The organism is Streptomyces sp. NBC_01750 (genome assembly GCF_035918095.1).
Lineage (GTDB): Bacteria > Actinomycetota > Actinomycetes > Streptomycetales > Streptomycetaceae > Streptomyces.
The window spans coordinates 4,776,817-4,801,267 of sequence record NZ_CP109137.1 but is presented as its reverse complement, the minus strand read 5'-3'; the positions used below and the strand labels follow the sequence as shown (position 1 = coordinate 4,801,267).

The following is a 24,451-nucleotide window of genomic DNA, read 5'->3' as shown; positions in this document are numbered from 1 at the left end:
GTACGCAAAGGGCGACTTGTTGAGCGACCTACCACTGCGCAACCTGAGCCAGTCAGACAACCGCCGCCCCTTCACAAGAACAGCTGCCGCTTGGAGGTACTCCCGACAGGGCTGGATCAGTGGTGGGCGTGGACGACGGCATGCCCTTCCCACGGCCGATCATCATTGCCTTCGGAGGTCGCGTTGGCTGTAGAGCGCCGGAACGCGGCCCAGACACACCGTCAGAAGGTGGCCGCAGGTTTACAGGCCCAGGTCTACAGGCCGGGGGCGCCCCAGAGCGGGAACCAGCGGGTCAGGTCCTCCTCGACGCGCAGGTCGTCCTTGAGCGTGGCCTTGACCTGGAGTTCCAGCGGGTTGTCGCGTTTCTGGCCGGGCAGCGGAGCGAACGGGTAGAAGGTGCCGCGCTTGTAGAGGTAGACCAGCGCGAGGGGGCGCAGTTCGGCGTCGTGGAAGGTGGCCAGGGAGCACAGGAGTTGCGGGCCGAAGCCGCTGTCCTGCAGGGCGGTGTTCACCGCGTGCAGGTCGTTGACCAGGGCGGGCAGATCGCCGGGGTCGCGGCGGGAGAGCAGCCACGAGTATCCGTACGCGTCGTGGCTGAACTCCACCGGTACGCTGGCCCGTTCGGAGTCCGCGTCCAGGAGGGCTCGTACCTCCTGCTGGACTTGGGCGAATGCCCCGCCTTCGATGGCGGCGAAGCACACCGCGCCCTGGCCGGTCGGGGTGAAGCCGATCGCGGCCTGGAGGGTGATCGCTGCCGAGGGCAGGCCGAAGAGCTGGTCCAGGTCAGGCTTGACCGGCTTGCTCCGGCCGAGCAGGACGTCCAGGAATCCCACGGGTCCTCAGCTCCTTCTCGTCATGCCTCGTCGCGCGGTTTCCCGCCTGCCTCGCCCAGCTGCGCGGAGATCTCCGCGAGCGCCTCGATGCGGCGTTCCAGGCTGGGGTGGGTGGAGAACATGTTGGCCACTGCGGTGCCGGGTCCGAGGGCGGGGGTGAAGAAGAATGCGTTGAACGCCTGGGCGGTGCGCAGATCCTGGGTGGGGATGCGGGCGATGTCGCCGCTGACTTTGGTCAGCGCCGAGGCCAGGGCGGAGGGTTTCCCGGTGAGCATGGCTGCGGCGCGGTCGGCGGCCAGTTCGCGGTAGCGGGACAGCGCCCGTATGAGCAGGAAGCTGATGGCGTATACGAGGGCGGAGACCGCCATGACGATCGCGAGCAGGGCGGCGGTGTTCTGGTCGCGGTTGCGTCCGCCGAACAGCTGGGAGTAGAAGGCGAAGCGGACGATGAGTCCGGCGATCACGCCCAGGAAAGAGGCGATGGTGATCACGGCGACGTCGCGGTGTGCGACGTGGGAGAGCTCGTGGGCGAGGACGCCCTCGAGTTCCTCGGTCTCCAGGCGGCGCAGCAGTCCGGTGGTGACGCAGACCACGGCGTGGTCGGCGTTGCGGCCGGTGGCAAACGCGTTGGGCAGGTCCATGTCGGAGATGGCCACCCGGGGTTTGGGCATGTCCGCGGTGGCGCACAGCCGGTCGACGACCCCGTGCAGCCGGGGCTGTTCCTCGGCGGTGACGAGGCGGCCGTGCATGGCATACAGGGCGATCCGGTCCGAGAACCAGAACTGCGCAACCAGCAGCCCGGCGGCGATCACGACCACCACGACGACGGACTTGAGCAGCACGATCAGCGCGGCGATGAACGCCACGTACACCAGCCCGAGCAGGAACATCGTGACCACCATGCGGGAGGTCAGCTGCCGGTCGGGCTCGAAACGGCTGCGCATCGCCATCACCCCGGGATCAGACCCTCGTCGGAGAGCAGTTCCCGCACCTGCGTGAGGCTGGTGTCCGCATCGGGCAGCACCAGGTCGGAGGGCGTGATCCTGTCGTCCGGCAGGGGTGTGCCGAGGCTGCGCACCGCGTCCAGCAGGGCCGACAACGCGGAGGCGAAGACCTGCTCGTCGCCCGCGTCGGCGGCCGACTGCAGCGGGGCGTCCAGCTCGTTGAGCCGGTCGAGGTGCTCTTCGGCGATCTCGTACTGGCCCTCGCCGAGAATCCGCATGATCATGACGTTGCCTCCTGTTCCGGCGGTGCCTGCCGGGTCCCGCCGCCCTCCACCGCGGGTGGGGTGGATGCCGCCGGGAGCTGCGCCTTCATCATGGCCAGTTCCTTGTCCACGTCGCTGTCGGCGGTTACGCGCTCGAGTTCGGCCTGGATGTCGTCACGACCGGCCGGCAGGGTGGCGTCCTCCAGCGCCCCGGAAGCGAGCAGTTCATCCAGTGCACCGGCGCGTGCCTGCATCTGCTCGGTCTTGTCCTGGGCCCGCTGCATGGCCAGGCCGACATCGCCCATCTCCTCCCCGATGCCGGTGACGGCCTCGGTGATACGGGTCTGGGCCTCGGCCGCGGTGTAGGCGGCCTTGATGGTCTCCTTGCGGGTGCGGAACGCATCCACCTTCGCCTGCAGGCGCTGCGAGGCGAGGGTGAGCTTCTCCTCCTGGTCCTGCAGCGATGACTGCTGGGTCTGCAGGTCGGTGACCTGCGAGGCCACGGCGGTGCGCCGGGTCAGGGCCTCGCGGGCGAGGTCCTCGCGTCCGGCGGCCAGCGCCTGCTGGGCCTGTCCCTCCAGCTTGCCGCCGGACTGCTGCAATTGGCTGATCTGCAGCTCGATGCGTTTGCGGCTGGTGGCCACGTCCGCCACACCGCGTTGTACCTTTCGCAGCATCTCCTGCTGCTGGGCATAGGAGTAGTCCAGCACCTCACGGGGGTCCTCGGCCTTGTCCAGCGCCTTATTCGCCTTGATCCGGAACAGGGCGGCTATGCGGTGAGCGATGCTGCTAATAGCGGCCTTCTCTCGACGGGAGTGAGTAATCAGCCAGGCCATGCGCGCCATGCCGGCAGACATCCTCAGGCTCTGGTGCCGTGGTCCGGGCCGCAACCTCGGCCCTTGCGTACCCACGCCCTTCCCTGCGGGCCGATGAAGGCACGGGCCGCACGCTCGGCCTGGGACCATCCTCGCCTCGCGATACCCAGGGAGGGCAGGGCCCGACCGGCCCACACCGGGGGCCGGTCGGGCCTTGTGCCGGTCCGCGCCCGAGGAGCAGGCTCGACGACGCCGACCGGTACCACCCGGCACAGATCCATTCTCGGCGGCCAGCCGGCTGATCGGGCCGAGCCTGGCGGCCGTCCTCGACGTCGCCGCCCTGCCGCTGCCATGCCCTCGTACCTCCGGATGGCTCCGGAAGAAAGCTCAGGAGGCAGCGGCAGAGACCAACAAGCGCCTACTGGCCCAGGCGTACTTCATGGCGTTCGCACACCCGGATGACCGACACCTCCTCGCGGACCCTCTCCCCGAAGTTGGCCCGCTCTACCATCTCGATGGTGTCCACCCCGAACAGGCCCGGGTTACGGGAGTCCCTCCGACCCATCTCCGCCCCGCAGGCCCATGCGTGCGCCGTTCCGAACACCCCAAGCCTGCTGAGGAGACCTTGGTCGCCGGAACGGTGTCGTCGCGCCGCGTGTACTTCTTGGTGGCTCGGCCGACGAACTCCTCGGATGTGCCGTGTGTCCAGACCGGGGTGCCACGTCCGGCGTGTGCTGTCCACGGCTTGCGGCCGCTTCTGCCGTGAACTTGAGGGCGCCTCGTTTTAAGGGCCGGTTGGCCCCCCGCGCGGTCCTTCGGCCTACAGCGCGATGACGGCCAGGGCGGGACATTGGAGAAGCCACCGCACTCGCGGTGGCGGTGTCAGGAGGACGGGATCGCCATGGCAGTTCATGATCATTCGAGCGGGCGAGCGGGGCTGCGATTTCCCTCGCGCCGCAGGGCACCGGACTCGGCGACATCTGTGGCGGCGCGTGACACCACCCGGTCCACCGCGTTCGCCATGGTCTTCGCGGGAGTACGGATCCTGACCGGGTTCGTCTTCCTCTGGGCTTTCCTCGACAAGACGTTCGGGTGGGGGTACGCGACCGGTTCGGGCAAGGGCTGGATCGATGGAGGTTCGCCGACCAAGGGCTTCTTGAGTGGGGTCGCCGCGGGACCGTTGCAGTCGACCTTCCATGGCATGGCTGGTGACGCCTGGGTGAACTGGCTGTTCATGCTGGGGCTGCTGGCCATCGGCGTCGCCGTGATGGCGGGCGTGGCGCTGCGGTTCGCCGCGGTGGCGGGCACCGTGATGATGGCGTTGATGTGGGCTGCCGAGTGGCCGCCGGCCCAGCACCTTTCGACCGGTGCGCCGAGCATGTCGTCGAACCCCCTGGTCGACTACCACGTCCTGTACGCCGCGATTCTCATCGCGCTCGCTGTCGGCCATGCCGGTCGCGTGTGGGGCCTGGGCCGTGGCTGGGAGCGCATGGCGATCGTGCGCGACAACCGCTGGCTGAGCTGAGAGGACGAGGGGCATGCGGCACAGCAAGATCGGCTCCGTGATGACGGGCGACGTCGTATGCGTCGAGTTCGGCACTCCGTTCAAGGAGGTGGCCCGTCTTCTCGCTCACCACAGGATCAGCGGCCTGCCCGTCGTGGACGACGATGAGCGGGTGATCGGGGTCGTCTCCGGCACCGACCTGATACGCGACCAGGCAGGCACAGCGCGTTCCCCCGGGCCGTCGCCGCACCCGCGGCCCCTGCCCGACGGACAAGACATCGGGGACAGGGATGTCAGGGTCGGGGCACATTCGGCCGGCCGGCTGATGTCGAAGCCCGCCGTCACGGTGCACGCCGAGGACACCGTCGCCGTCGGCACGCGGATGATGGCGCAGCACGGGGTCGAACGGCTGCCGGTCGTCGACGAGGAGGACCGCCTCGTCGGCATCGTGACCCGGCGGGACCTGTTGCAGCTCTTCCTGCGGCCGGACGCACACCTGCACCGCGAAGTCGTGGAAGAGGTCCTGGGCGGTGCCCTGGGCCTGCCGCTCGCGGCGGTCGCTGTCGACGTCCACGACGGGGTGGTCACTCTCACGGGCGAGGTGGAGCGGCGCGTCGAGGCCACGGTCGCGCAGCGGATGACCCAACAGGTCGACGGTGTGATCGATGTCGTCCCCGAGCTGACCTGGCGTATCGACGACAGCGTGGGCGAAGCGGTGGAGGAGGACCTGAAGGACGTGGCGGACGCCTGGATCCACAAACTCTGAGACGTAGACGGAGGACCGGCCATGGCACGGCGAGCACTCGTCGCGTACGGAACGAGGAACGGTTCGACACGGGGAATGGCCGAGGCCGTCAAAGACGCCTTGCGCACCCACGGGATCGGGATCGGGGCCGAGGTGTATCCCGCGTCCGAGGTCAGCGACGGGACTCCTTACGACGTGGGGGTCCTCGGCGGCGCGCTGTACGCGGGCCGCCAGCACGGGGACGCCGTACGGTTCGCGCGCCGACACCGTGCGCGCTGCTGGATCGGGCGGTGTGGCTGTTCAGCAGCGGTCCGCTCGACGCATCGGCCGACGAGCGGGACATCCCACCGGCTCGAAGCCCGGGCGCGAGGCCAGGTGCTTGCCCATCAGCTCCACGCAGTCGGAGTCCGCCTGCTGGGTCTCTACGGGCCCGCCGGTAGCGGGCCGCCGCGCTGACGATCCCGGTCGGACGGCCTTCGGGGGCTACGGGCAGTGGTGAGTGCCGAACAGGCCCGGCACGATCGACGGGACAACCGACGCCGGAGGGCGATATGAGCCAGGAACGCGTCTTCACACCGGAGTCACCGATCCGGGTCTTCCTGCTCGACGATCACGAGGTCGTACGACGCGGGTTGCACGACCTGCTCGACCTGGAACCGGACATCGCGGTGGTCGGCGAGGCGGGAACCAGTGCGCAGGCGCTGGTCCGCGCTCCGGCGCTGCGTCCGGATGTCGCGATCCTGGACATTCGCCTCCCGGACAGCGACGGCATCACCGGCTGCCGTGAACTGCGTGACCGGATGCCGGAGTTGGCCTGCCTGATGCTGACTTCGTTCGATGATGACGACGCCCTGCTGGACGCGATCATGGCCGGGGCGGCCGGCTACGTACTGAAGCAGATCAAGGGCTCCGACCTGGTCACGGCGGTGCGTACGGTGGCCTCGGGGCAGTCGATGCTGGACCCGGCGACCACCGGACGGCTGATGAGCGGTCTGCGCGCACCCTCCGGGCAACCTGCTGCAGAGGCAGGACCGTTGGACGCTCTGACCGTGCGCGAACGCCAAATTCTGGATCCGATCGGTGAGGGACTCACCAACCGCCAGATCGGCAAGCGTCTCTATCTGTCGGAGAAGACCGTCAAGAACCACATATCGCGGCTTCTGGCGAAACTCGGGGTCAAGCGCCGCGTCCAGGCAGCTGTTCTGGCGGTCCGGCTGACCTCGCCGCCCCACCACCAGGACGCCTGATCCCGCTGGGCCACCGGCTAGCGGCGATCAGGCAGTGGGACGGCCCAGCGGAGCAGGGTGCCGCCCTCGGGCGGGGCGGTCAGGGTGAGTTCACCACCCAGGTTCCGCGCGCGCTCACTGAGATTGCGCAGCCCGCCGCTGTGTCCGCCGTCGCCGATTCCGACGCCGTTGCCGGTGACGGTCAGTGTGAGCCGCTCGTTGCGGACGACGAGTGCGATCTCCGCGGACGGGGTGTGTGCGTGCCGGGCCACGTTCGACAGTGCTTCGCTCAGCACCGCCACGACCTCGTCCGCCACGGTGTGCGGGACACCGGTGTCGAGCAGGCCCTCCATGAGCAGGGACGGAGTGAACCCCAGCGCGGGAACGGCTCCCTCGGCGGTCCTGGAGGCACGGGCCCGCAGGCCGTGGCCGATCACGGTGCTGTCGTGGTCGCGCAGACCGAAGATCGTGGACCGGATGATTTTGATGGTGGCGTCGAGGTCGTCGACCGCCCGGCCGATCCGCTCGGTCGCTTCCGGGTGCTCGACGAAGCGATTCGCGCTCTGCAGCGTCATTCCCGTGGCGAACAGCCTTTGGATGGCCAGGTCGTGGAGGTCGCGCGCGATGCGGTCGCGGTCCTCCAGCAGGCTCACCTGCTCGGCCGCCCTGCGTCGGTCGGCGAGTTCCAGCGCGAGGGCGGCCTGGCCGGCGAAACCGGGCAGCGGCGCGATCTCCGCCTGGGTGAAGGGCGGGCGTCCCGCGGTGCGCGCGAGTACGAGCACCCCGCGATCCTTGTCACCGGTACTCATGGGAACGGCGACCGCGGGCCCCAGCCCCGTCCACCGTTCGGGACAGTAGGTGACCCTCGGGTCACTCCCCACCTCCGACGTGACGATCAACTGCCCTGAGGCCAGGGCCTCCCCGCTCAGAGTCCCCCCGCGAGGCAGCCTCACACCACGATGCTGCGCGGCACCTTCCCCGAGCGCGAGTACCCCGCGCAGTTCCTGCGTCCCGGGGGTGACCAGTTCGACCACGCCGAGATCGGCCGACGTGATGTCCTGCGCCCGGTTCAGCATCAGCTCCAACACCTTCGTTTCAGGCGTTCCGGAGAGCAGGCCACGCGTGAGTTCGGCACTGGCTGCCAACCAGCGTTCTCTGACCTGTCCCTCCGCGTACAGACGGGCGTTGTCGATCGCCACCCCTGCGGCTGCGGCCAGGGTCGACAGGACGGCCTCGTCCTCGCTGTCGAACGGGAGGCCACCGCGTTTCTGGGTGAGGTAGAGGTTGCCGAACACTTCTCCCCGGACACGGACGGGCACACCCAGGAAGGAGTGCATCGGCGGGTGGTGCGAGGGAAAGCCGTGCGAGGCCGGGTGTTCCGACAGCTCTTTCAGCCGCAACGGCTCCGGATGGCTGATCAGCTCGCCGAGGAGCCCGTGCCCGGCGGGCGAAACCCCGATCCGTGCCTGCTCGGCCTCGCTGACCCCGACCGGGAGGAACTGCGCGAGGCTCTGATCGGGACCTACGACACCAAGTGCGCCGTATTCGGCATCGACCAGAACCACCGCGGCTTTGGTTATGTGGCGCAGCACCTGGGAGAGATCGAGCTCACCGCCCAACGACAGGACCGCCTCCAGCAGCCCGTGAAGGCGCCCCTGGGTGCCGCGGACCACCCCGATCTGCGCCTGAAGCCCTTCGAGCAGCTCGTCCAGGCGTAGTCGTGGCACCTTCTCGGACGGTGCGGGTTCCCTGACGTTCACTTGCTGCCTCCGGTCGCTTGGTCGTCCCGGGTGACCCTGCCGATACTGGTGCCCGATGGATGCCGCGGCCAGGTCAGAACTGGTGCTCCGCGTCATGACAGACGAGGCACGTAAGGCGGCGAGCAGGCTTCTTGAGAGTGGCGACGCCCATGCCCTCGTGCCGCTCCAGATGCGGCTCGGTGAACTTGACGTGATCAGGGCAGAGCGAGGCCCCGCAGTTCCGGCAGACGGCGACGGCCGAGGTGGTCACCCCGGACCTGGTGACAGTCGTAGCAGTTCATGCTTCCTTCTGCTCTCCGAGTGGTCGACGGATACGGCGGGGTGCGAAAGCACTGCCCGGCCGAGCCGAGTCCTGCAGCAGGTGCACGACGCTTAAGTGGCGCACAAGCTCGGGTGCCCCGTTCTGCGGTTCCCATGAGGGTGCGGTGGTGGTCATCGGCCGACATCACGGCGAGGGCAGAGGAGCGAAGGGGCGCGACCACCGACGCTGTGGCGAGCCCTTCGGGCTGTCTTGGTGGGATCAGGTAGTCCTCCCACCAGGACAGCCCCGTCAGCGTGCCGATCAAGGCGAGCGGGAGCACCACGGGTAGGAGCACCACGTACATGAGTACCGCCAGGACTTCGATGGCCTGTCGAGGAGGGCCGGGCAGGTGAAGACGCCTCGCTGGACGCATCGAGTAGCCCAGTGTCACCGTGTGGAAAGAAGCGAGAAACGGCCCTGCGACGGGTGAGCGGAAGTACTCCGGTGCGACATCGCGGTGGAAGCGGCGCGGCCGGGGGCCAGGGCGGCACCATCCACAGAAGTCCCCGGATTCGGCCCTGCACAGCCGCGGTCGCCCCTCGCTTCTGCTCATGTGCAAGGCGGGCGGACGAGGACGGGGCGGTTCAGTTCGGTCCGTGGTGCCTCTCCGCCGTGGCGGCGGGGAGCCGGCCCCGCGGCGAGTAGCCGGAGTCGCAGGGGGTGAACAGCACCCACAGCCCCGAACGGAGGCGGGCCGCGACGGAGCGCTCGGGCAGGCCGAGCGCTTGGGAGACCGCCACGCAGGAGCGGTCTCCGATGAGATGGAGCGCGAGCTCGATGCGGTCGAGCGGGGAGGAGGCGCCGTCGGGACAGCGGTCCCTGGTGACGGGCAGGTGTGCGCTAGCAGCGCGTGTCGGGGAAGGAGATGGGACGGCGGCGGGGTATTCGCCCGGGCTGAGGGCCGGGGGAGGGTCGACGGGGTCGGTGAGCACCTCGGCCAGGGCCGCGTCGACAACACCGGGGGTGTCCCTCATGAGCGTGGACAGGGCGTGGACGGCCATCAGGTGACGGTCGCACCATGCGACGACCGAGCGTCGGCGGGCGAGAAGCCGTTCGACCTGGTGGTGTTGGTGGGGTGACGCGTCGGCAGCCTGGGTCCTGCCCGGTGTGGTCACCACGGCCGGCTCCGTGGACCGGTCCCAGAGCCCGGGTTCGCCGGCCGAGGCTTCCCGGGAGGTCCCGTACGCGGCACCGGATCGTGGCCGGGTTCGTCTGCCCCAGTGAGCAGGGCTCGGCCGTCAGCGCCGTGCCGATGGGCTGGCAGTACCTGGGAGGTGGTGGGCATGGTGCTCCGTCCGGAAGCGGTCGGCACGGCGCCGTGGAGCGAGGCAGAACGTGCGTGTCCTCGCGGGAAGACGACTGGAGCGACGGTCCTCCCTGATGCCCCAGGACACGGTCATGGACTCCGGGCGCAGCGTCATGTGTCTCTGAATGCGGCCGTACGGCAGGAGAGTTCGGGATCGAGCCGGCAGCCGCGGGGGAAGCGCCGGGCGACCTTTCAGGGGCCGCCCTGGTGCATCCGTGTCAACTGGCAGTAAGCGCCAGGGGCCAGGACGTCTGATCGTCAGCGTAGCCCCATTCAGCCCAGGCGCAAGGGGACCACCACTACGGTGACACGGTTGATCAGACGGCCACGACTGCCCCGTTCAGTTCCGGGTCCGGGCTGGTCGTGGTGCGGTCGGCGGGCGGCGGCGTCGCGGAGCCTGCGGCCGCCGTCTCGCGGGCGAGGAAGGAGCCGAGTTCGCCGATGGTGCTCATGAGGGGGGCGGGGAAGACGACGGTGGTGTTCTTGTCCACGCCGATCTCCACCAGGCTCTGGAGGTTGCGCAGTTGGAGGGCCAGGGGATGGTCCATCATGATGTCCGACGCGTCTCCGAGGGCCGCTGCGGCCAGCGACTCGCCCTCGGCGTTGATGATCTTCGCTCGCTTCTCCCGCTCTGCCTCGGCCTGGCGGGCCATCGCCCGCTTCATGCTGTCGGGCAGCTGGATGTCCTTGAGCTCGACCAGGGTGACCTCCACGCCCCACTCGACGGTGGCGACGTCGAGGATCTCCCGGATGTCCAGGTTGATGCGGTCGGTCTCCGAGAGCGTCTCGTCGAGGGTGTGCTGGCCGACGACCTTGCGCAGGGTGGTCTGGGCGATCTGGTTGATCGCGGCGTGCACGTTCTCGATCGCGATGACCGACTTCACGGCGTCCACGACGCGGAAGTACGCCACCGCCGACACGTCGACGCTCACGTTGTCGCGTGTGATGATGCCCTGCGACTGAATGGGCATCGTGACGATCCGCAGTGAGACCCGGTGCAGGACATCGACGAACGGAATGATGAACCGCAGCCCCGGTTCCCGTGATCCGACGAGCCGGCCGAACCTGAACAGCACCCCTTGCTCGTACTGCTTGACGACCTTGACGGCCATGGCGATCGTCACGACGACCAGCAGGGCCACTATGACGATCAGGAAAACGAGTAGTTCCATGGTGCTGCTCCTCAGATAGGGCACGAGACCTCTGTCCTTCGCGCTCCAGCCGGAGCGCGAAGGACCACGGAAGCCGGACCGGGCTCGTGCACCGGAAAGAGCGAATGGCCCGCGGTGGCGGGCCCGGCCGGGCTTCGCAGTTCATGCCGTGTTCCGAGCATGGCTGGCTGCCTGCGGCGCAGTCAGAGGCCAACCGGTCCCCCATCGCGTTCGACTCGGCCTGGATACAGGTGGGCCATACGGGGAGGGCCATACGGCCCTGGAGGTAGGGCCGGTTGGCGGGCCGTGGGTTCGGCGAGGGTGCGTAGCGTGAGGCGTCCGTCCGGTATCCCGGTGACAGCCGCACGTACGCATCTGAACCTCCATCGAAATCCGGGGGCGAGCCTGCACTGCCCGTCGCGCAAGCTGTCTCTGTTCGTAACCGCCCGGCAGGAAAATGACATGGCCCAGCACACCGATGAGAAGCCCTGGCCCGTCGTCGTGGGGGTCGACGGCTCGCCCTGCTCACAGGCAGCACTGAGGTGGGCACTGGCGCAGGCCAAGCTGAGCGGCAGCGCCATCGAGGCGGTCGCCGCCTGGCAGTACCCGGAGGTGTACGGGTACAGCTATGGCTGGGTCCCGTCGATGCCCGAAGGAGGCGAGTTCGCCAAGGCCGCCGAACGAGCCGTGGAGGAAACCGTGGCCACCGTGCGCGAACAGCTGGACGACCCGGCCGAGGTGGCGATCCGCGTGGCCGAGGGCCATCCCGTGGAGGTACTGATGGACGCGGGCCGCAACGCACAGCTTCTGGTCCTGGGCAGCCGGGGCCACGGCACCTTCACCGGCATCCTCCTCGGCTCGGTAAGCCAGCACTGCGTGCAGCACGCACCCTGCCCGGTGGTCGTCGTCCCCCAACCGTGACCCGCGCGGCGCGAAGCCGACCGGTCAAGGGCGAGGACAACGACCGACCGCTCGTGGCGTGTTGGCCCTGACAGTCAACGGCTTCGAGGCGCATCCGCACGGTCTCAAGCATTTTCCTTCCGGGGAGGGCCCTTCATGACCCGGTCATCACACACCGATGAGCGGGATGCCCGCCCGGTGCGCCCGACAACGCGGAACAGGCCGACGAGCGGCGGCAGCCGGCGGAACTCTTCCGTGACCTGCGCACCTCCCCCTCGGGCCTCACCAGCCGGGAGGCGGCCCGCCGACAACTGGTCTACGGCCCGAACGTGCTGACCCGGTCCGGCGGCAGGCGCTGGCCGGGGGAGCTGCTCTCCCAGTTCACCCAGCCCCTGGCCATCCTGCTGGCCCTTGCGGCCGTCCTGGCATGGGCCGGAGGAACACCGGCACTCTCGGTCGCTGTTGTGGCCGTGATCCTCCTGAACGCCGGATTCGCCTTCGTCCAGGAGATGCAGGCCGAGCGGGCCGTGGAGGCGTTGGCCGCGTTCCTGCCGCCCACCGCCAGGGTCGTGCGCGACGATGTGCGGTGCGAGATCGCGGCCAAGGACCTCGTGCCCGGCGACATCCTCGTCGTCTCCGAGGGCGACCGGGTCTGTGCCGACGCGCGGATCATCGAGGGCACCCTCATGCTGGACCTGTCCTCACTGACCGGCGAATCGCTTCCCGTGACCCGCTCGCCCGAGCCGTCCGACGAGACCGGCTCCCTGCTGGAGGCACACGAACTGGTCTTCAGCGGCACCACCTGCAGCGGCGGCGAGGCAGAAGCGGTCGTGACCCTGACGGGTATGCACACCGAGCTGGGCCGCATCGCCGCGTTGTCCCAGCGCGTACACACGGAACGCAGCCCCCTGGAGAAGCAGGTGCGGCGGGCCACCTGGATCATCGCCGTCGTCGCTGTCGTGATCGGCGCGGCCTTCCTGCCCATCGGAGTCGCCGCCGGGCTGGGCTGGAGCGCGGCCATCGGCTTCTCCATCGGACTGATCGTCGCCAACGTCCCCGAAGGGCTGCTGCCGACCATCACCCTGGCCCTTGCCGCGGGAGTGCGGGAACTCGCGGCCGGCGGAGCCGTCGTCAAACGCCTCTCGGGAGTCGAGACCCTGGGATCGACGACCGTGATCTGCACGGACAAGACCGGCACCCTCACCGAGAACAGGATGCGGGTCACCCGGCTGTGGCTGGCGGGCGGCGAGATGGACGCGGCCCGGGCCGTTCACGAGCCGCGGGCGGCACTCCTCGCAGCGAGCGCCGCCGCCTCCACCACCGCGGAGGCACCCACACCGGCACAGCCTCAGGGCAGCGGCGATCCCACCGAACTCGCGATCCTCCGCCTGGCCGAGGAACTCGGCGTCGCCATCGTGCCCTCCCAGCGCAAGGCCGCCCGCCGCACGATCTTCCCCTTCGACGCCCACCTGAAGCGCATGTCCACCGTGAACGACGAAGCAGGCGCCACCACGGTCCACACCAACGGCGCCCCCGAAGCCGTCCTGCCCTGCTGCACCCGCCTCCTCGACCCACAGGGAAAGAGCGTCGAACTGGACGCCGCCCTGCGCGGAGAGCTGAGCGCCACCATCGACGGCTACGCGGCTTCCGGACTGCGGGTGCTCGCCATCGCCCACCATGTCCTGGACGACGGGCAGAAGGCGCCGGCAGAGCGGTCGGCGGCGGAATCCGACCTGACCCTGATCGGCCCTGGTCGCCATGGCAGACCTCGCACGTGACGGCGTCGCCGACGCCGTCAGGGACGCACACCTGGCCGGAATCCGTATCCACGTCATCACCGGCGACTACGGACTCACCGCCGCGGAAATAGCCCGCCAGGTCGGCATCGGCCACGTCGGCAGCCCGGTCCTCGCAGGCGACGCACTGGACCGGATGAGCGACAAGGACCTCGACGAACTGCTCTCGCGACGCCAGGAGATCGTCTTCGCCCGCACTTCACCAGAGGCCAAGCTGCGTATCTGCGAAGCCCTGCGGGCGCGGGGCGAGGTGGTGGCGATGACCGGAGACGGCGTCAACGACGCTCCCGCCCTGCGCCACGCCGACATCGGTGTCGCCATGGGCAAATCGGGAACAGACGTGGCCCGTGAAGCAGCCACGATGGTGCTCACCGACGACAACTTCGCCACCATCGTCTCCGCGGTCGACGCGGGGCGACGCGTCTTCGACAATGTCCGCAAGTTCGTGCTCTACATCTTCGCCCACGCGGTGCCCGAGGTCGTCCCCTTCCTCGTCTTCGCACTCTCCGGGGGTCACATCCCGCTGCCGCTGACCGTCCTGCAGATCCTGGCGATCGACCTCGGTACCGAAACGCTGCCCGCGCTCGCACTCGGACGCGAGCCCGCCGAGCCCGGACTAATGTCCCGCCCGCCGCGATCACGCAAGACGGGAGTCATCAACCGGGCCCTCCTCTTCCGCGCATGGGCGTTCCTGGGAACCATCTCCGCGGCCCTGGTCATGGGCGGCTTCCTCTTCACCCTCTGGCACGCCGGCTGGCACCCAGGAGATCCCACAGGCAGCGGCAACCCTCTGCACCAGGCATATCTGGAAGCGACGACCATCACGTTCGTCGGTGTCGTCGCCTGCCAGATCGGCACCGCGTTCGCCGCCCGCACCGACCGCGCCTCTCTGTTCACAGTCGGCGTCTGGACCAACCGCCTGCTCCTGTGGGGCATCGCCTTCGAGCTGGCCTTCACCGCGGCAGTCGTGTACGCGCCGCCCCTCCAGCACATCTTCGGCACGGCAGCCCTCAGCCCGGCTCAGCTCGCAGTCGTCGCACCGTTCCCGCTCATCGTCTGGGGAGCCGACGAAGTCCTCCGCTGGGTCCGCCGCCATCGCGACGCAACAAGGGACGCGACGCTCGATACGTCCGTGACATCACGCCTCGTAGAGGGGCGTACGGCAGAACAGACAGGGTGAGCAGCGGCATCAGTAAATGTCGAACTCGCGTCGGCCTTTGCCAGGTCGGACAGGTGCCGCCGCTGCGTGACGGGGGAGGCAGGGGTCACTGTCGCGGAACTCCTCCTTGGGCAGCGGATCGGCCTCCGACACGACACCGACGACACGGCCCTCATCTTCTGTTTCTGTTGTCGCTTCGGCTCGCGGGCGCGCTCAGCCCGCGCTGTCGGCGCCGTACGGGGCGTACAGGTCCAGCAGTCGGGTCCGGGCGAAGCGGAGACGGTGGGCGAGCACGTCACCGACCCACTGGGCGATGGTGTTGCCGATGGCCGGGTCTTCCTGGCACATCAGCCGGACTGCCGTGGCGTCGAACTCGTACGCCCGCACCGGAGTCGTCGCTTCGGCGCCCAGGTGCCAGACGTGCGGGCTGAACAGCCAGGACCAGCCGACGAGTTCGTTGTGCCGGAGGGTCTCGATGACGGCCGCGCGGCGGCCCGGCACATGCATGTCGAGCTGGATCGTGCCCGTGCGGTGATCCAGAACCGGTCGGCCCGGCTGCCCTCCTCGAACAGGCGCGTCCCTTGCGGGAAGGAGACCTCGTGGGCGAAGCGCATGAGCCGCTGCCAGTGCTCGGCAGGCAGCGCGCGCGGACTGCTCGACGCCGGGCCGTCGACGGCGGACACCATCCGGGACCGCGAGGAACTCGCCGAGCAGATGCGGGCGTTGGGCGAGCTGACGCGGATGGCGGCCACGTACGGCTGTGACGTCTCCCGCCCGGCCGTCACCGCGCACGAAGCCGTGCAGTGGCTGTACCTCGGCTACCTGGCCGCGGTGAAGGAGCAGAACGGCGCCGCGATGTCGCTGGGCCGCACGTCCACCTTCCTGGACGTCTACCTCCAGCGGGACCTGGACGAGGGGATCATCGACGAGACCCGCGCCCAGGAACTGATCGACGACTTCGTGATCAAGCTGCGGATCGTACGGTTCCTGCGCACCCCCGAGTACGACGCGCTGTTCTCCGGCGACCCGACCTGGGTGACGGAGTCCATCGGGGGCATGAGCGCGGACGGGCGGACCCTGGTCACCCGTACCTCCTTCCGCTTCCTGCAGACCCTCTACAACCTCGGCCCGGCACCCGAACCGAACCTGACGGTCCCGTGGTCGCCGCAACTGCCGTCGTCCTTCAAGGAGTTCTGCGCCCAGGTGTCGATCGACACCAGCGCCGTCCAGTACGAGTCCGACGAGCTGATGCGGCCCCGTACGGGTGACGACACCGCGATCGCCTGCTGTGTGTCGGCGATGGCGGTCGGGAAGCAGATGCAGTTCTTCGGGGCGCGGGTCAACGTGGCCAAGGCGCTGCTGTACGCGGTCAACGGCGGCCGGGACGAGATGACCGGCGAACAGATCGCGTCCCCGACGCCTCCGCTGACCGGGGAGTACCTGGACTACGACGACCTGTCCGCGGCGTACGACCGTGTCCTGGACTGGCTGGCGCGGACGTACGTCGACGCGCTGAACGTCATTCACTACATGCACGACAAGTACGCCTACGAGCGCGTCGAGATGGCGCTGCACGACCACCCTGTGCACCGTTTCATGGCCTGCGGCATCGCAGGTCTGTCGGTCGCCGCGGACAGTCTGTCCGCCGTCAAGTACGCGCGGGTGAAGGTGTTCCGGGACGCCACCGGCCTCGCCGTCGACTTCCGTACGGAGGGCGAGTTCCCGGCGTACGGCAACAACGACGACCGCGCCGACAGCATCGCCGTCGGCCTGGTGGAGTCATTCATGGCGAAGGTGCGCGAGCACCCCGCCTATCGGGACGCCGAGCACACGCAGTCGGTGCTGACGATCACCTCGAACGTCGTCTACGGCAAGCACACCGGGCACACCCCCGACGGGCGCCGGGCCGGACAGCCCTTCGCCCCCGGCGCCAACCCGATGAACGGCCGTGACCGGCACGGGGTCGCCGCCTCCGCGCTCTCGGTCGCCAAACTCCCGTACGAGCAGGCCCGCGACGGCATCTCACTGACCACGACCATCACCCCCGAGGGGCTGGGGCACGCCCCCGAGGAGCGTGCGGGGCACCTGGTCGGCATCCTCGACGCCTACATGGCCGCGGGCGGCTTCCACATGAACGTGAACGTCCTCGACCGCGCCACGCTGGAGGACGCCATGGAACACCCGGACAAGTACCCGGACTTGACCATCCGCGTCTCCGGTTACGCCGTCAACTTCGTCCGCCTGACCCGGGAGCAGCAGCTCGACGTGATCAGCCGCACCTTCCACGGATCGCTGTGAGCACCGTCCGCGCTGTGACGACCGGCCGGATCCACTCCTGGGACCTGTCCACCGGCGTGGACGGCCCCGGGACCCGGTTCGTCCTCTTCGTCTCCGGGTGTCCGCTGCGGTGCCTGTACTGCGCCAACCCCGACACCTGGCACATGCGGGACGGGCGGGAGGCCACTGTCGACGAGGTGATGGCGGAGATCGAGAAGTACCGCGCCTTCATCACCACAGCCGGCGGCGGAGTGACCCTCACGGGAGGCGAGCCGCTGCTGCAGTCCGCCTTCACCGGCGAGGTCCTGCGCCGCTGCAAGGAGGCGGGACTGCACACCGCCCTCGACACCTCGGGTTTCCTCGGCGCCCGCGCCTCCGACGAACTCCTCGCCGACACCGACCTGGTGCTCCTGGACATCAAGTCCTTCGACATCACGGCCTACCGCCACCTGACGGGCGGCGAACTCGCGCCCACCCTGAACTTCGCCACCCGTCTCGACCGGCTCGGCGTCCGGATGTGGATCAGATATGTCCTGGTGCCGGGCTGGACGGATGATGCGGAGTCCGTGGCGGGTCTGGCCGACTTCGTCGCGGGTCTCGGCTCGGTCGACCGCGTGGACGTCCTGCCGTTCCACAAGCTGGGCGCCGCCAAGTACGAGGCCCTCGGCGTTCCGTTCTCGCTGCGCGACACTCCCGTCCCCACTTCCGAACTGGTCGAACGTGTCCGTGAACAGTTCCGGGCGCATGGCCTGCCGGCCTACTGAGCGCGGCACCGGGCACAGCAAGCGCAGCAGGCAGTCCGAGCGTGACAGCGAGGGTGGCCGCCGGTGGCGGCCAGGGTGGCGTAGCGCATGTCGACGAACCCGTTCGTCGACCATCACCTCATCTACGCCGTCGCCCTGATAGCGCCGGCCGACGTCTCCGCCGGCGACTCCCTCGGCCTCGCCAGGCTCTGGGTGAAGCTCCCGCTGGTCCGCCGCAGCCGCCGGCTGCGGTGATCGCGGGAGGGGCGGCGGGCTCGTCGGTGGGCCCGCCGCGCCGAACACGTGCCAGGGCCCTTCGGTCCCTGCCAGGGCCCTTCGGTCCCTGCCAGGCGACTCGTCCGAGGACGAGGCTCTCATCAAGACCCCCGATCCGAGAGGTGGGCATCATGACCCGCACCGTCACCGTCGGCCTCCACGGTTCAGTTGAGAGCCGTGCGGCGGCCGAGTGGGCCGCGCGCGAGGCACAGCTGCTCGGCCTGCCACTGAAGCTGGTCCAGGTCTGGGAGCCGGTGCCGCCGGCCATGGCGGAGGCACCGCTGCTCGGCGCCGAGACGCAGCGGTACTGGACCGAGAGGATTCCCCGCGAGACGAGCGAAGGGATCCGGCTGCGCCATCCCGGCCTCGACGTGACCGGCGAACAGCTGTCCGGCCAGCCCGCCGACGTACTGGTGGGCGCCATGAAGGACGCGGAGCTGCTCGTTCTCGGCTCCCGCGCACTGGGCGGGATCGGCGGGTTCATGGTCGGCTCGGTCGGGCTGTCCGTCGTGGCACATGCCGACCGGCCGGTCGTGTTCGTCCGCGCCGGGGAACAGGCCGCCGACGAACACGAGATGGACCCGGTCGGCATTCCGTCCGCGGCGACTCCGTTCCGGCCCGTCGTCCTCGGCCTCGACATCGAGCACCCCGACGACGGACTGATCGGCTTCGCGTTCGCCGCTGCCGCCCGCCGCGGCACCTCCCTGCGCGTCGTGCACGGCTGGAACCCGCCCGCCTATTACGCCCACGGCCTGTCCGTCGACCTCGAACTGCACGGGGCCCTGGCGGTACGCGAATCCACCGCCCTCACCGAGGTGCTGCGCCCATGGACCGAGAAGTTCCCGGCGACCGAGGTCACCGAGGAGTGCCCCTACGGCAGCCCCGGCAACCACCTCGTCGACGCCTCCCACGGGGCTTCCCTGGTCGTCGTCGGCCGTCGTCGCCGCCGCAGCCCGCTCGGCGCCCACATCGGCTCCGTCACCCACGCCGTCCTGCACCACTCCACCGCCCCCGTCGCCGTCGTCTCCCACGGCTGACCCATCCCGAGGAGCAGCAATCATGAAGGCAGCGGTTGTCCGAGCCTTCGGCGAACCCCTGGTCATCGAGGACCGCCCCGACCCCGAGCCCGGCCCCGGCCAGGTCCGCGTGCGCGTCGAGGCGTCCGGGCTGTGCCACACCGACATCCACGCCGCCCACGGCGACTGGCCGCTCAAGCCGACCCCGCCCTTCGTCCCCGGCCACGAAGGCGTCGGACTCGTCGAGAAGCTCGGCGACGGCGTCACCCGCCTGTCCGTCGGGCAGCGGGTGGCCGTGCCATGGCTCGGTTGGGCCTGCGGCCGGTGCGAGCACTGCCTGTCCGGTTGGGAGACGCTGTGCGAGCAGCAGATCAACACCGGCTACGGCTGCGACGGCGGGCACGCCGAGAAGATGCTGGCCTGGGCGGACTTCGCCCAGCCGGTGCCCGATGGTGTGAACGCCGTGGACGCCGCCCCGCTGGCCTGCGCCGGGGTGACCACGTACAAGGCGCTCAAGGTCGCCGGTGTGCGGCCCGCGCAGCTCGTCGCGATCTCCGGGATCGGCGGGCTCGGCCACCTGGCGGTGCAGTACGCGAAGATCGCCGGGGCGACCGTCGCCGCGATCGACGTCACCGACGAGAAACTCGAACTGGCAGCCGAACTCGGCGCGGACCTCGTCATCGACGCCCGCAAGGACGACGTCGGCCAGGTCCTCAAGCAGCACGGAGGAGCGCATGCCGCGATCGCGCTGGCCGTGAACGAGGCTGCGGTCACAGCCGTCAACTCGGGCCTGCGGCGCGGCGGGAAGCTCGTCATGGTGGCGCTGCCCGCGCACGGCACGATCCAGGTCCCGATCTTCGACACCGTGCTGAACGGCACCTCGGTGATCGGCTCGATCGTCGGCACCCGGCAGGACCTCGCCGAGGTCTTCCAACTGCACGCGGCCGGCCGCACCAAGGTCATCTGCGAGACCCGGCCGCTGGCCGCCGTCAACGAGTCCATCGACGAGGTGCTGCGCGGCGAGGTCAGGGCCCGGATCGTCTTCGACCTCGGTACGGGAAGGTGAGGACGATGAACCTACCGATCGTCGTCGGAGTCGACGGCTCCGAGCCCAGCCTGCGGGCCGTCGACTGGGCGGCCGACGAGGCCGTACTGCACGGGCTGCCGCTGCGGGTGGTGTACGCGTCGCTGTGGGAACGGTACGAGGGCACCTCGCTCGCCGAGGACGTCGGCAAGCCGTCCGAGCAGGTGCTGGCCGAGGACATCGTGGAGACCGCCGCCCGGCGCGCTCGCCGGCGTCAGCCCGACGTGAAGGTCTCCACCGACGTGCTGCCCGAGGAACCCGAGTACGCGCTGGTGCGGGAGAGCCGCAGCGCCACGCTGCTGGTGACAGGCAGCCGTGGCCGCAGCGGCCTCGCCGAGGCGCTGCTGGGCTCCGTGAGCCTCACCGTGGCCGGGCACGCGCAGTGCCCGATGATCGTGATACGCGGCAACCACGACAACCAGGCCCGGACCGCAACGCACGGCCGCGTCGTCGTGGGCGTCGGAGAGAAACCGGCGGGCTCGGCGGCCGTGCGCTTCGCCTTCGAGGAGGCGCGGCGACGCGGGGTTCCGCTTGACGCCGTACGGGCCTGGCGGTGGCCCGCACACGAGAGCACCGACCATCCACTGCTCACCGGAGAACCCGCCCGGCTGCACGAGCAGCAGGCGGTGGAGACCCTGGAAACGGCGCTCCAGGACGCCCCCGCCGGCGTCGAGTCACACCGCCGCGCGGTCGAAGGCCACACCCGGACCGTGCTCGTGAACGCCTCACGGAACGCCGACCTCCTGATCATCGGAGCCAGGCGCCGCCCCGGGCACCACGGGCTCCAGCTGGGCCGGGTGACCCACGGCGTGCTGCACCACTCCGCCTGCCCGGTCGTCATCGTGCCCGAGCGAGGGTGAGCGCCGGGGCGCGGCGGCTTCCCGCACCAGGACCCCGGCTTCGTCGACCAGGTTCTCGACAAGAGCCCTGAGGCCGCTCGCGCCCGCTTGCCGCCGGACACCGACACCCGCCTGTCCGTCGCCGACCATGTCCTGCGCAGGCGGGACCACGTCGACGTGATCGTGTCCGGCAAACAGCCCTGCTTCGACCGGCTGTCCATGGACCAGGCCCGCGCCCACCGCGCGCGGCGCCGGGATGTGGGAGTGGGCCGGCACGGATCACGGCACCGATCCGCCCGAGGTCGCGGACTGGCCTGGAGCGCCTGAACCGACCACTCACCAAGAGGAGTTCACCGTCATGACCGTACGCGTAGGCATCAACGGCTTCGGCCGTATAGGGCGCACCTACCTGCGCGCGGCCCTCGACCGCGCGCAGGCGGGCACCCAGGACGTCGAGGTGGTCGCGATCAACGACATCGCCTCACCCGCCACTGTGGCCCACCTGCTGGAGTACGACTCGACGTTCGGCCGCATCGGCCGCGACGTCCAGCACGACGACAGCTCCATCACCGTCGACGGACGACGCATCGCAGTCACCGCCGAACGCGACCCGGCGGCCCTGCGCTGGTCCGACTACGGTGCCGGCGTCGTCGTCGAGTCCACCGGCCGGTTCCGCGACCGCGACTCCGCGGCCCTGCACCTCAAGGCCGGAGCCCACACCGTGCTGCTGTCGGCGCCGGGCAAGGGCGTGGACGCCACCATCGTCCTGGGCGTCAACGACGACACGTACGACCGCCACCGCGACCGGATCATCTCCGCCGCCTCCTGCACCACCAACTGCGTCGCACCGATGATGAAGGTGCTCCACGACGCCTTCGGTGTCGAGCGCGGCATGATGACCACCATCCACGCCTACACCAACGACCAGTCCCTGCTCGACGGCCCGCACAAGGACCTGCGCCGCGCCCGCTCGGCCGCGAGGAGCATCATCCCGACCAGCACCGGAGCCGCCCGCGCGGTCGGCCTCGTGATACCGGAGCTGGCAGGGGCGCTGGACGGCATCGCCGTCCGTGTCCCCGTCGAGGACGGCTCGCTCACCGACCTCGCCGTGGTCCTCAACCGTGAGGCGAGCGCGGACGAGGTCAACGAGGCGTTCACCGTGGCCGCCGAGGGATCGCTCAACGGCATCCTCCGGGTGTCGAAGGCGCCCATCGTCTCCCGTGACGTCATCGGCGACCCCGCCTCCTGCATCTTCGACCCGGCCCTCACCCAGGCCAACGGCACGCTCGTCAAGGTCTTCGGCTGGTACGACAACGAGTGGGGCTACACCAACCGGCTCCTCGACCTCACGGCGCTGGTGGCGGACGACTGACACGTCCCGAAGGGGACCGGTGCCGTCGGCCACCGGTCCCCTTCGCATGTCACGGGCGACCGGCGGAAAGATTGGGCCGACCGGCCCCCGGTCCATCCCGGACAGCCCATGGGCCCCCTCGCCGATCCGCTGCATGCCCGAAGTGCCGAGAGGGACATGGAGGAGCCCCCCGATGACGGACGACGTGCTCAACCAGCCCCCGGTTCACGCCCTGCTCGCGGACGGCACCACCGTGTGCATCCGCCCCGTGGTGCCGGGAGACCACGACTCGGCGGTGCGGCGGTCAGGGCGCCGTGGCTGTCCTGCCAGACCACGACACCCCAGCCCGGTCACGCGGTCATATGGGCCGAAGAGGCGTTGCTGAAGGACCGCTCGGGACCGGTTCCCGGCAGGGGGTGGGGCCGTTTGCCCCTGGGAGACGGCAGGTGGGGGTGTATCTCGAACACTCCGCCCAGGCCGGTGACCCGCAGGACCCGCAGAAAGCTGCCGCTGTCGGTGACCAGCCGCAGCCGGCCGTGCCGCGCCCGGACCCGGTTCCGGGTCCGGCACAGGACACCAAGCCCGGCGCAGTCGATGAAGGACACGGGACGCAGGTCGAGCACCAGATCGGGGTGCCGGCCCGAGGACAGGGCGTCGAGGCGGGACGCCAGCGGGATCGCCGCCACGAGGTCGATCTCGCCGCTCAACGTCACGAGGGTCGCCCCGTCGATGGCGCGTACCGTGCGAGACGGTGCGGACGTCATCTGGTTTTCGGACATGGTGAGATCAAAGCCGCAGTGGAAGTCCGTGCGGAAGGGCCGAACGGTCCCTGGCGGTGGGGCCCGGTGGGCCCGAGTACCTGCCGTACCCAACAAACCCCGCCCGGTCGGGAAGGTGGCCCGCTCGGCTCAAGCGGTCCCCCTCGAACGCAGGTCAAGCTGAATGTGCGGGGTCGAACCCGGCGCGAGCGGGGTGTCTGACTCGTATTGGCAGCTGAGATCCCGCCCTTTCCCCACGTCGCAAGCCGAACGGCCTTGTCCCAAGGGGCCGTTCGGCGTTCTGACGGGTCCTCATGACTCCTGTCCCTCGGGCCGGCGGACGACGAGCATCGTCGGTGGAGGCACTCCGGCCCGGATCGTCGGGCGGCGCCCCTGGTCCGTCACGGACCTGTTTTCGGCGCCTCCTGCCTCAGGCACACGCCCTGGGCACACCCCTGAGCGTGCAGAAGGGAAGCAGGCCCATGACTCTCCAACACGTGGTCGTCGGAGTGGACGGCTCACTGGTCTCTGTACGGGCGTTGGACCAGGCCGCGGAGGAAGCGGCACGGCGCGGCATCGCGCTGCGCGTGGTGTACGCCGTGCCCGACCGCGATGAGGCCGGCCCGGTTCTCGCGTCCGCCGCCTCGCGCGTGCGTGAACGGCACCCCGCCGTGCCCGTGGAGACCAGGGCCGAGGAGGGCGGCGTCGTGCGGGCGCTGGTCCGCGAGAGCACGGACGCGGTTCTCACGGTCGTGGGCACGCGGGGACTCGGTGGACTGGCCGGTTGGGCGTGCGGAGCGGTGAGTTCACGGCTCGCCGCGCAGGCGCACGGTCCGCTGCTGGTCGTACGCGGGGAACGTCCGCACGACGACCCCCGCGAGGTGCTGCTCGGCCTGGAGAGCGACATCAGCGCAGACGCGGCCCTCTACGCCATCAAGGAGGCGGAGCGGCGCGGCGCGCGCCTGCGTGTCCTGGATTCCTGGACGCACCGGCACACGAGTCCCGAACTGCCCTCGTTGGTACCGGCGACGAGCCCGGGACACGAGCGCCACCCCAGGACGGAGTTCGAGAGCCGGACGGTCCGCACCACCCCGGCGCAAGCCCTGGTGGAGGCCACCCGGGATGCCGCCGTCGTGGTCATCGGATCGCACCGGCCGGGCAGCCGGCACGGCGGACACCTGGGGCCGGTCGCACACGCCCTCCTGCACCACTCGCACTGTCCCGTGGTCGTCGTCCCCACCGGGTGAAGTACCCCCCGTTGACCTGGACAGCTTGATACAAGCATTCAAGCCGACGAGAGCGCGCCTCGCTTCAAGCCGCTGCGCGTCACATTCGAGAAGGTCCACCGGCATGATCCGAGGCCAACCCTCAAGGGGGCACGAGGGGCGCACGGTGCTGCAGAGG

24 protein-coding genes and 4 pseudogenes are annotated in these 24,451 nt (G+C 69.8%); 16 read left to right on the top strand and 12 right to left on the bottom strand.

The features are described from left to right. Positions 1-254: 254 nt before the first annotated feature. The 5 genes from pspAB to OG966_RS21670 form a co-directional block, all read right to left on the bottom strand. A complete protein-coding gene (gene pspAB / locus OG966_RS21690; RefSeq protein WP_326651410.1) occupies positions 255-833 on the bottom strand; it encodes a PspA-associated protein PspAB in 579 nt (192 codons plus the stop codon). 20 nt (positions 834-853) lie between these two features. Then, positions 854-1,777 (bottom strand): zinc metalloprotease HtpX, encoded by a 924-nt coding sequence (htpX, locus tag OG966_RS21685; RefSeq protein ID WP_326651409.1) that lies wholly within the window; start codon positions 1,775-1,777, stop codon positions 854-856. Positions 1,778-1,782: 5 nt separating this feature from the next. Further along, positions 1,783-2,061: a PspA-associated protein PspAA gene (gene pspAA, locus OG966_RS21680; RefSeq protein WP_326651408.1), complete on the bottom strand. Its 279-nt coding sequence runs from the start codon at positions 2,059-2,061 to the stop codon at positions 1,783-1,785. After that, entirely contained in the window at positions 2,058-2,876 is an 819-nt protein-coding gene (locus tag OG966_RS21675) for a PspA/IM30 family protein (protein WP_442806812.1), read from the bottom strand. The genes pspAA and OG966_RS21675 overlap by 4 nt, the downstream gene beginning before the upstream one ends. Before the next feature lie 397 nt (positions 2,877-3,273). Further along, positions 3,274-3,420 carry a hypothetical protein gene (locus tag OG966_RS21670; RefSeq protein WP_326651407.1) on the bottom strand — a complete coding sequence of 49 codons (147 nt, stop codon included), beginning with the start codon at positions 3,418-3,420 and terminating at the stop codon, positions 3,274-3,276. A 336-nt stretch (positions 3,421-3,756) separates the two neighbouring features. On the opposite strand from OG966_RS21670, the gene OG966_RS21665 reads away from it, so the two are divergent. The 4 genes from OG966_RS21665 (at position 3,757) to OG966_RS21650 (ending at position 6,351) form a co-directional block, all read left to right on the top strand. Further along, positions 3,757-4,380 carry a hypothetical protein gene (locus tag OG966_RS21665; RefSeq protein WP_326651406.1) on the top strand — a complete coding sequence of 208 codons (624 nt, stop codon included), beginning with the start codon at positions 3,757-3,759 and terminating at the stop codon, positions 4,378-4,380. Positions 4,381-4,393: 13 nt separating this feature from the next. Further along, a complete protein-coding gene (locus OG966_RS21660; protein WP_326651405.1) occupies positions 4,394-5,125 on the top strand; it encodes a CBS domain-containing protein in 732 nt (243 codons plus the stop codon). Positions 5,126-5,146: 21 nt separating this feature from the next. Next, positions 5,147-5,560: a flavodoxin domain-containing protein gene (locus tag OG966_RS21655; protein ID WP_326651404.1), complete on the top strand. Its 414-nt coding sequence runs from the start codon at positions 5,147-5,149 to the stop codon at positions 5,558-5,560. A gap of 95 nt (positions 5,561-5,655) precedes the next feature. After that, a complete protein-coding gene (locus tag OG966_RS21650) occupies positions 5,656-6,351 on the top strand; it encodes a response regulator transcription factor (RefSeq protein WP_326651402.1) in 696 nt (231 codons plus the stop codon). Between the two features lie 17 nt (positions 6,352-6,368). On the opposite strand, the gene OG966_RS21645 is transcribed toward OG966_RS21650, so the two are convergent. From OG966_RS21645 to OG966_RS21630, 4 genes are all read right to left on the bottom strand, one after another. Next, a complete protein-coding gene (locus OG966_RS21645; RefSeq protein ID WP_326651401.1) occupies positions 6,369-8,090 on the bottom strand; it encodes a sensor histidine kinase in 1,722 nt (573 codons plus the stop codon). 73 nt (positions 8,091-8,163) lie between these two features. Next, positions 8,164-8,340, bottom strand: a complete 177-nt coding sequence (locus OG966_RS21640) for a DUF2180 family protein (protein ID WP_326651400.1) — start codon at positions 8,338-8,340, stop codon at positions 8,164-8,166. Between the two features lie 635 nt (positions 8,341-8,975). Further along, a complete protein-coding gene (locus OG966_RS21635) occupies positions 8,976-9,509 on the bottom strand; it encodes a hypothetical protein (protein WP_326651399.1) in 534 nt (177 codons plus the stop codon). A 505-nt stretch (positions 9,510-10,014) separates the two neighbouring features. After that, the gene (locus OG966_RS21630; RefSeq protein WP_326651398.1) at positions 10,015-10,869 is read right to left on the bottom strand and encodes a slipin family protein; all 855 of its coding nucleotides are present in this window, start codon (positions 10,867-10,869) and stop codon (positions 10,015-10,017) included. A gap of 441 nt (positions 10,870-11,310) precedes the next feature. Between OG966_RS21630 and OG966_RS21625 the strand changes: the two genes are divergently transcribed. From OG966_RS21625 to OG966_RS21610, 3 genes are all read left to right on the top strand, one after another. Continuing rightward, positions 11,311-11,769 (top strand): universal stress protein, encoded by a 459-nt coding sequence (locus tag OG966_RS21625; protein ID WP_326651397.1) that lies wholly within the window; start codon positions 11,311-11,313, stop codon positions 11,767-11,769. A 239-nt stretch (positions 11,770-12,008) separates the two neighbouring features. Then, on the top strand, positions 12,009-13,526 hold the full coding sequence (locus OG966_RS40860) for a cation-translocating P-type ATPase (protein WP_442806811.1): 1,518 nt from the start codon (positions 12,009-12,011) through the stop codon (positions 13,524-13,526). Then, entirely contained in the window at positions 13,507-14,724 is a 1,218-nt protein-coding gene (locus OG966_RS21610; RefSeq protein ID WP_326651396.1) for an HAD-IC family P-type ATPase, read from the top strand. The genes OG966_RS40860 and OG966_RS21610 overlap by 20 nt, the downstream gene beginning before the upstream one ends. A gap of 26 nt (positions 14,725-14,750) precedes the next feature. On the opposite strand, the pseudogene OG966_RS40855 reads toward OG966_RS21610, so the two are convergent. Together OG966_RS40855 and OG966_RS21605 are read right to left on the bottom strand one after the other, a co-directional pair. Then, positions 14,751-14,883: pseudogene (locus tag OG966_RS40855) on the bottom strand (CBS domain-containing protein); the annotation flags it as partial. A gap of 33 nt (positions 14,884-14,916) precedes the next feature. Then, positions 14,917-15,389: pseudogene (locus OG966_RS21605) on the bottom strand (Crp/Fnr family transcriptional regulator). Here OG966_RS21605 and OG966_RS21600 point away from each other — a divergent pair. From OG966_RS21600 to gap, 8 genes and pseudogenes are all read left to right on the top strand, one after another. Continuing rightward, positions 15,349-17,001, top strand: a pseudogene (locus OG966_RS21600) (pyruvate formate lyase family protein); the annotation flags it as partial. The pseudogenes OG966_RS21605 and OG966_RS21600 sit on opposite strands and share 41 nt — an antisense overlap. Continuing rightward, positions 16,998-17,744, top strand: coding sequence for a pyruvate formate-lyase-activating protein (gene pflA, locus OG966_RS21595; protein ID WP_326651395.1), 747 nt, complete (start codon positions 16,998-17,000; stop codon positions 17,742-17,744). The pseudogene OG966_RS21600 and the gene pflA, both read left to right, overlap by 4 nt. An 87-nt stretch (positions 17,745-17,831) precedes the next feature. Beyond that, on the top strand, positions 17,832-17,978 hold the full coding sequence (locus OG966_RS21590; RefSeq protein WP_406731351.1) for a hypothetical protein: 147 nt from the start codon (positions 17,832-17,834) through the stop codon (positions 17,976-17,978). 152 nt (positions 17,979-18,130) lie between these two features. Next, on the top strand, positions 18,131-19,036 hold the full coding sequence (locus tag OG966_RS21585; RefSeq protein ID WP_326651394.1) for a universal stress protein: 906 nt from the start codon (positions 18,131-18,133) through the stop codon (positions 19,034-19,036). Between the two features lie 22 nt (positions 19,037-19,058). Then, positions 19,059-20,081: a zinc-dependent alcohol dehydrogenase gene (locus OG966_RS21580; RefSeq protein WP_326651393.1), complete on the top strand. Its 1,023-nt coding sequence runs from the start codon at positions 19,059-19,061 to the stop codon at positions 20,079-20,081. Positions 20,082-20,086: 5 nt separating this feature from the next. Next, complete coding sequence (locus OG966_RS21575; protein WP_326651392.1) at positions 20,087-20,959, top strand: universal stress protein; 873 nt, start codon at positions 20,087-20,089, stop codon at positions 20,957-20,959. A gap of 15 nt (positions 20,960-20,974) precedes the next feature. Continuing rightward, positions 20,975-21,242 (top strand): annotated as a pseudogene (locus OG966_RS21570) (phosphoketolase); the annotation flags it as partial. A 54-nt stretch (positions 21,243-21,296) separates the two neighbouring features. After that, positions 21,297-22,310, top strand: a complete 1,014-nt coding sequence (gap, locus tag OG966_RS21565) for a type I glyceraldehyde-3-phosphate dehydrogenase (protein ID WP_326655312.1) — start codon at positions 21,297-21,299, stop codon at positions 22,308-22,310. Positions 22,311-22,639: 329 nt separating this feature from the next. Here the strand turns inward: gap and OG966_RS21560 are convergent, their stop codons facing one another. Next, positions 22,640-23,068, bottom strand: coding sequence for an STAS domain-containing protein (locus OG966_RS21560; RefSeq protein WP_326651391.1), 429 nt, complete (start codon positions 23,066-23,068; stop codon positions 22,640-22,642). Positions 23,069-23,529: 461 nt separating this feature from the next. Here OG966_RS21560 and OG966_RS21555 point away from each other — a divergent pair, with 461 nt between their 5' ends. Further along, positions 23,530-24,294, top strand: a complete 765-nt coding sequence (locus tag OG966_RS21555) for a universal stress protein (protein ID WP_326651390.1) — start codon at positions 23,530-23,532, stop codon at positions 24,292-24,294. Positions 24,295-24,451: the final 157 nt, after the last annotated feature.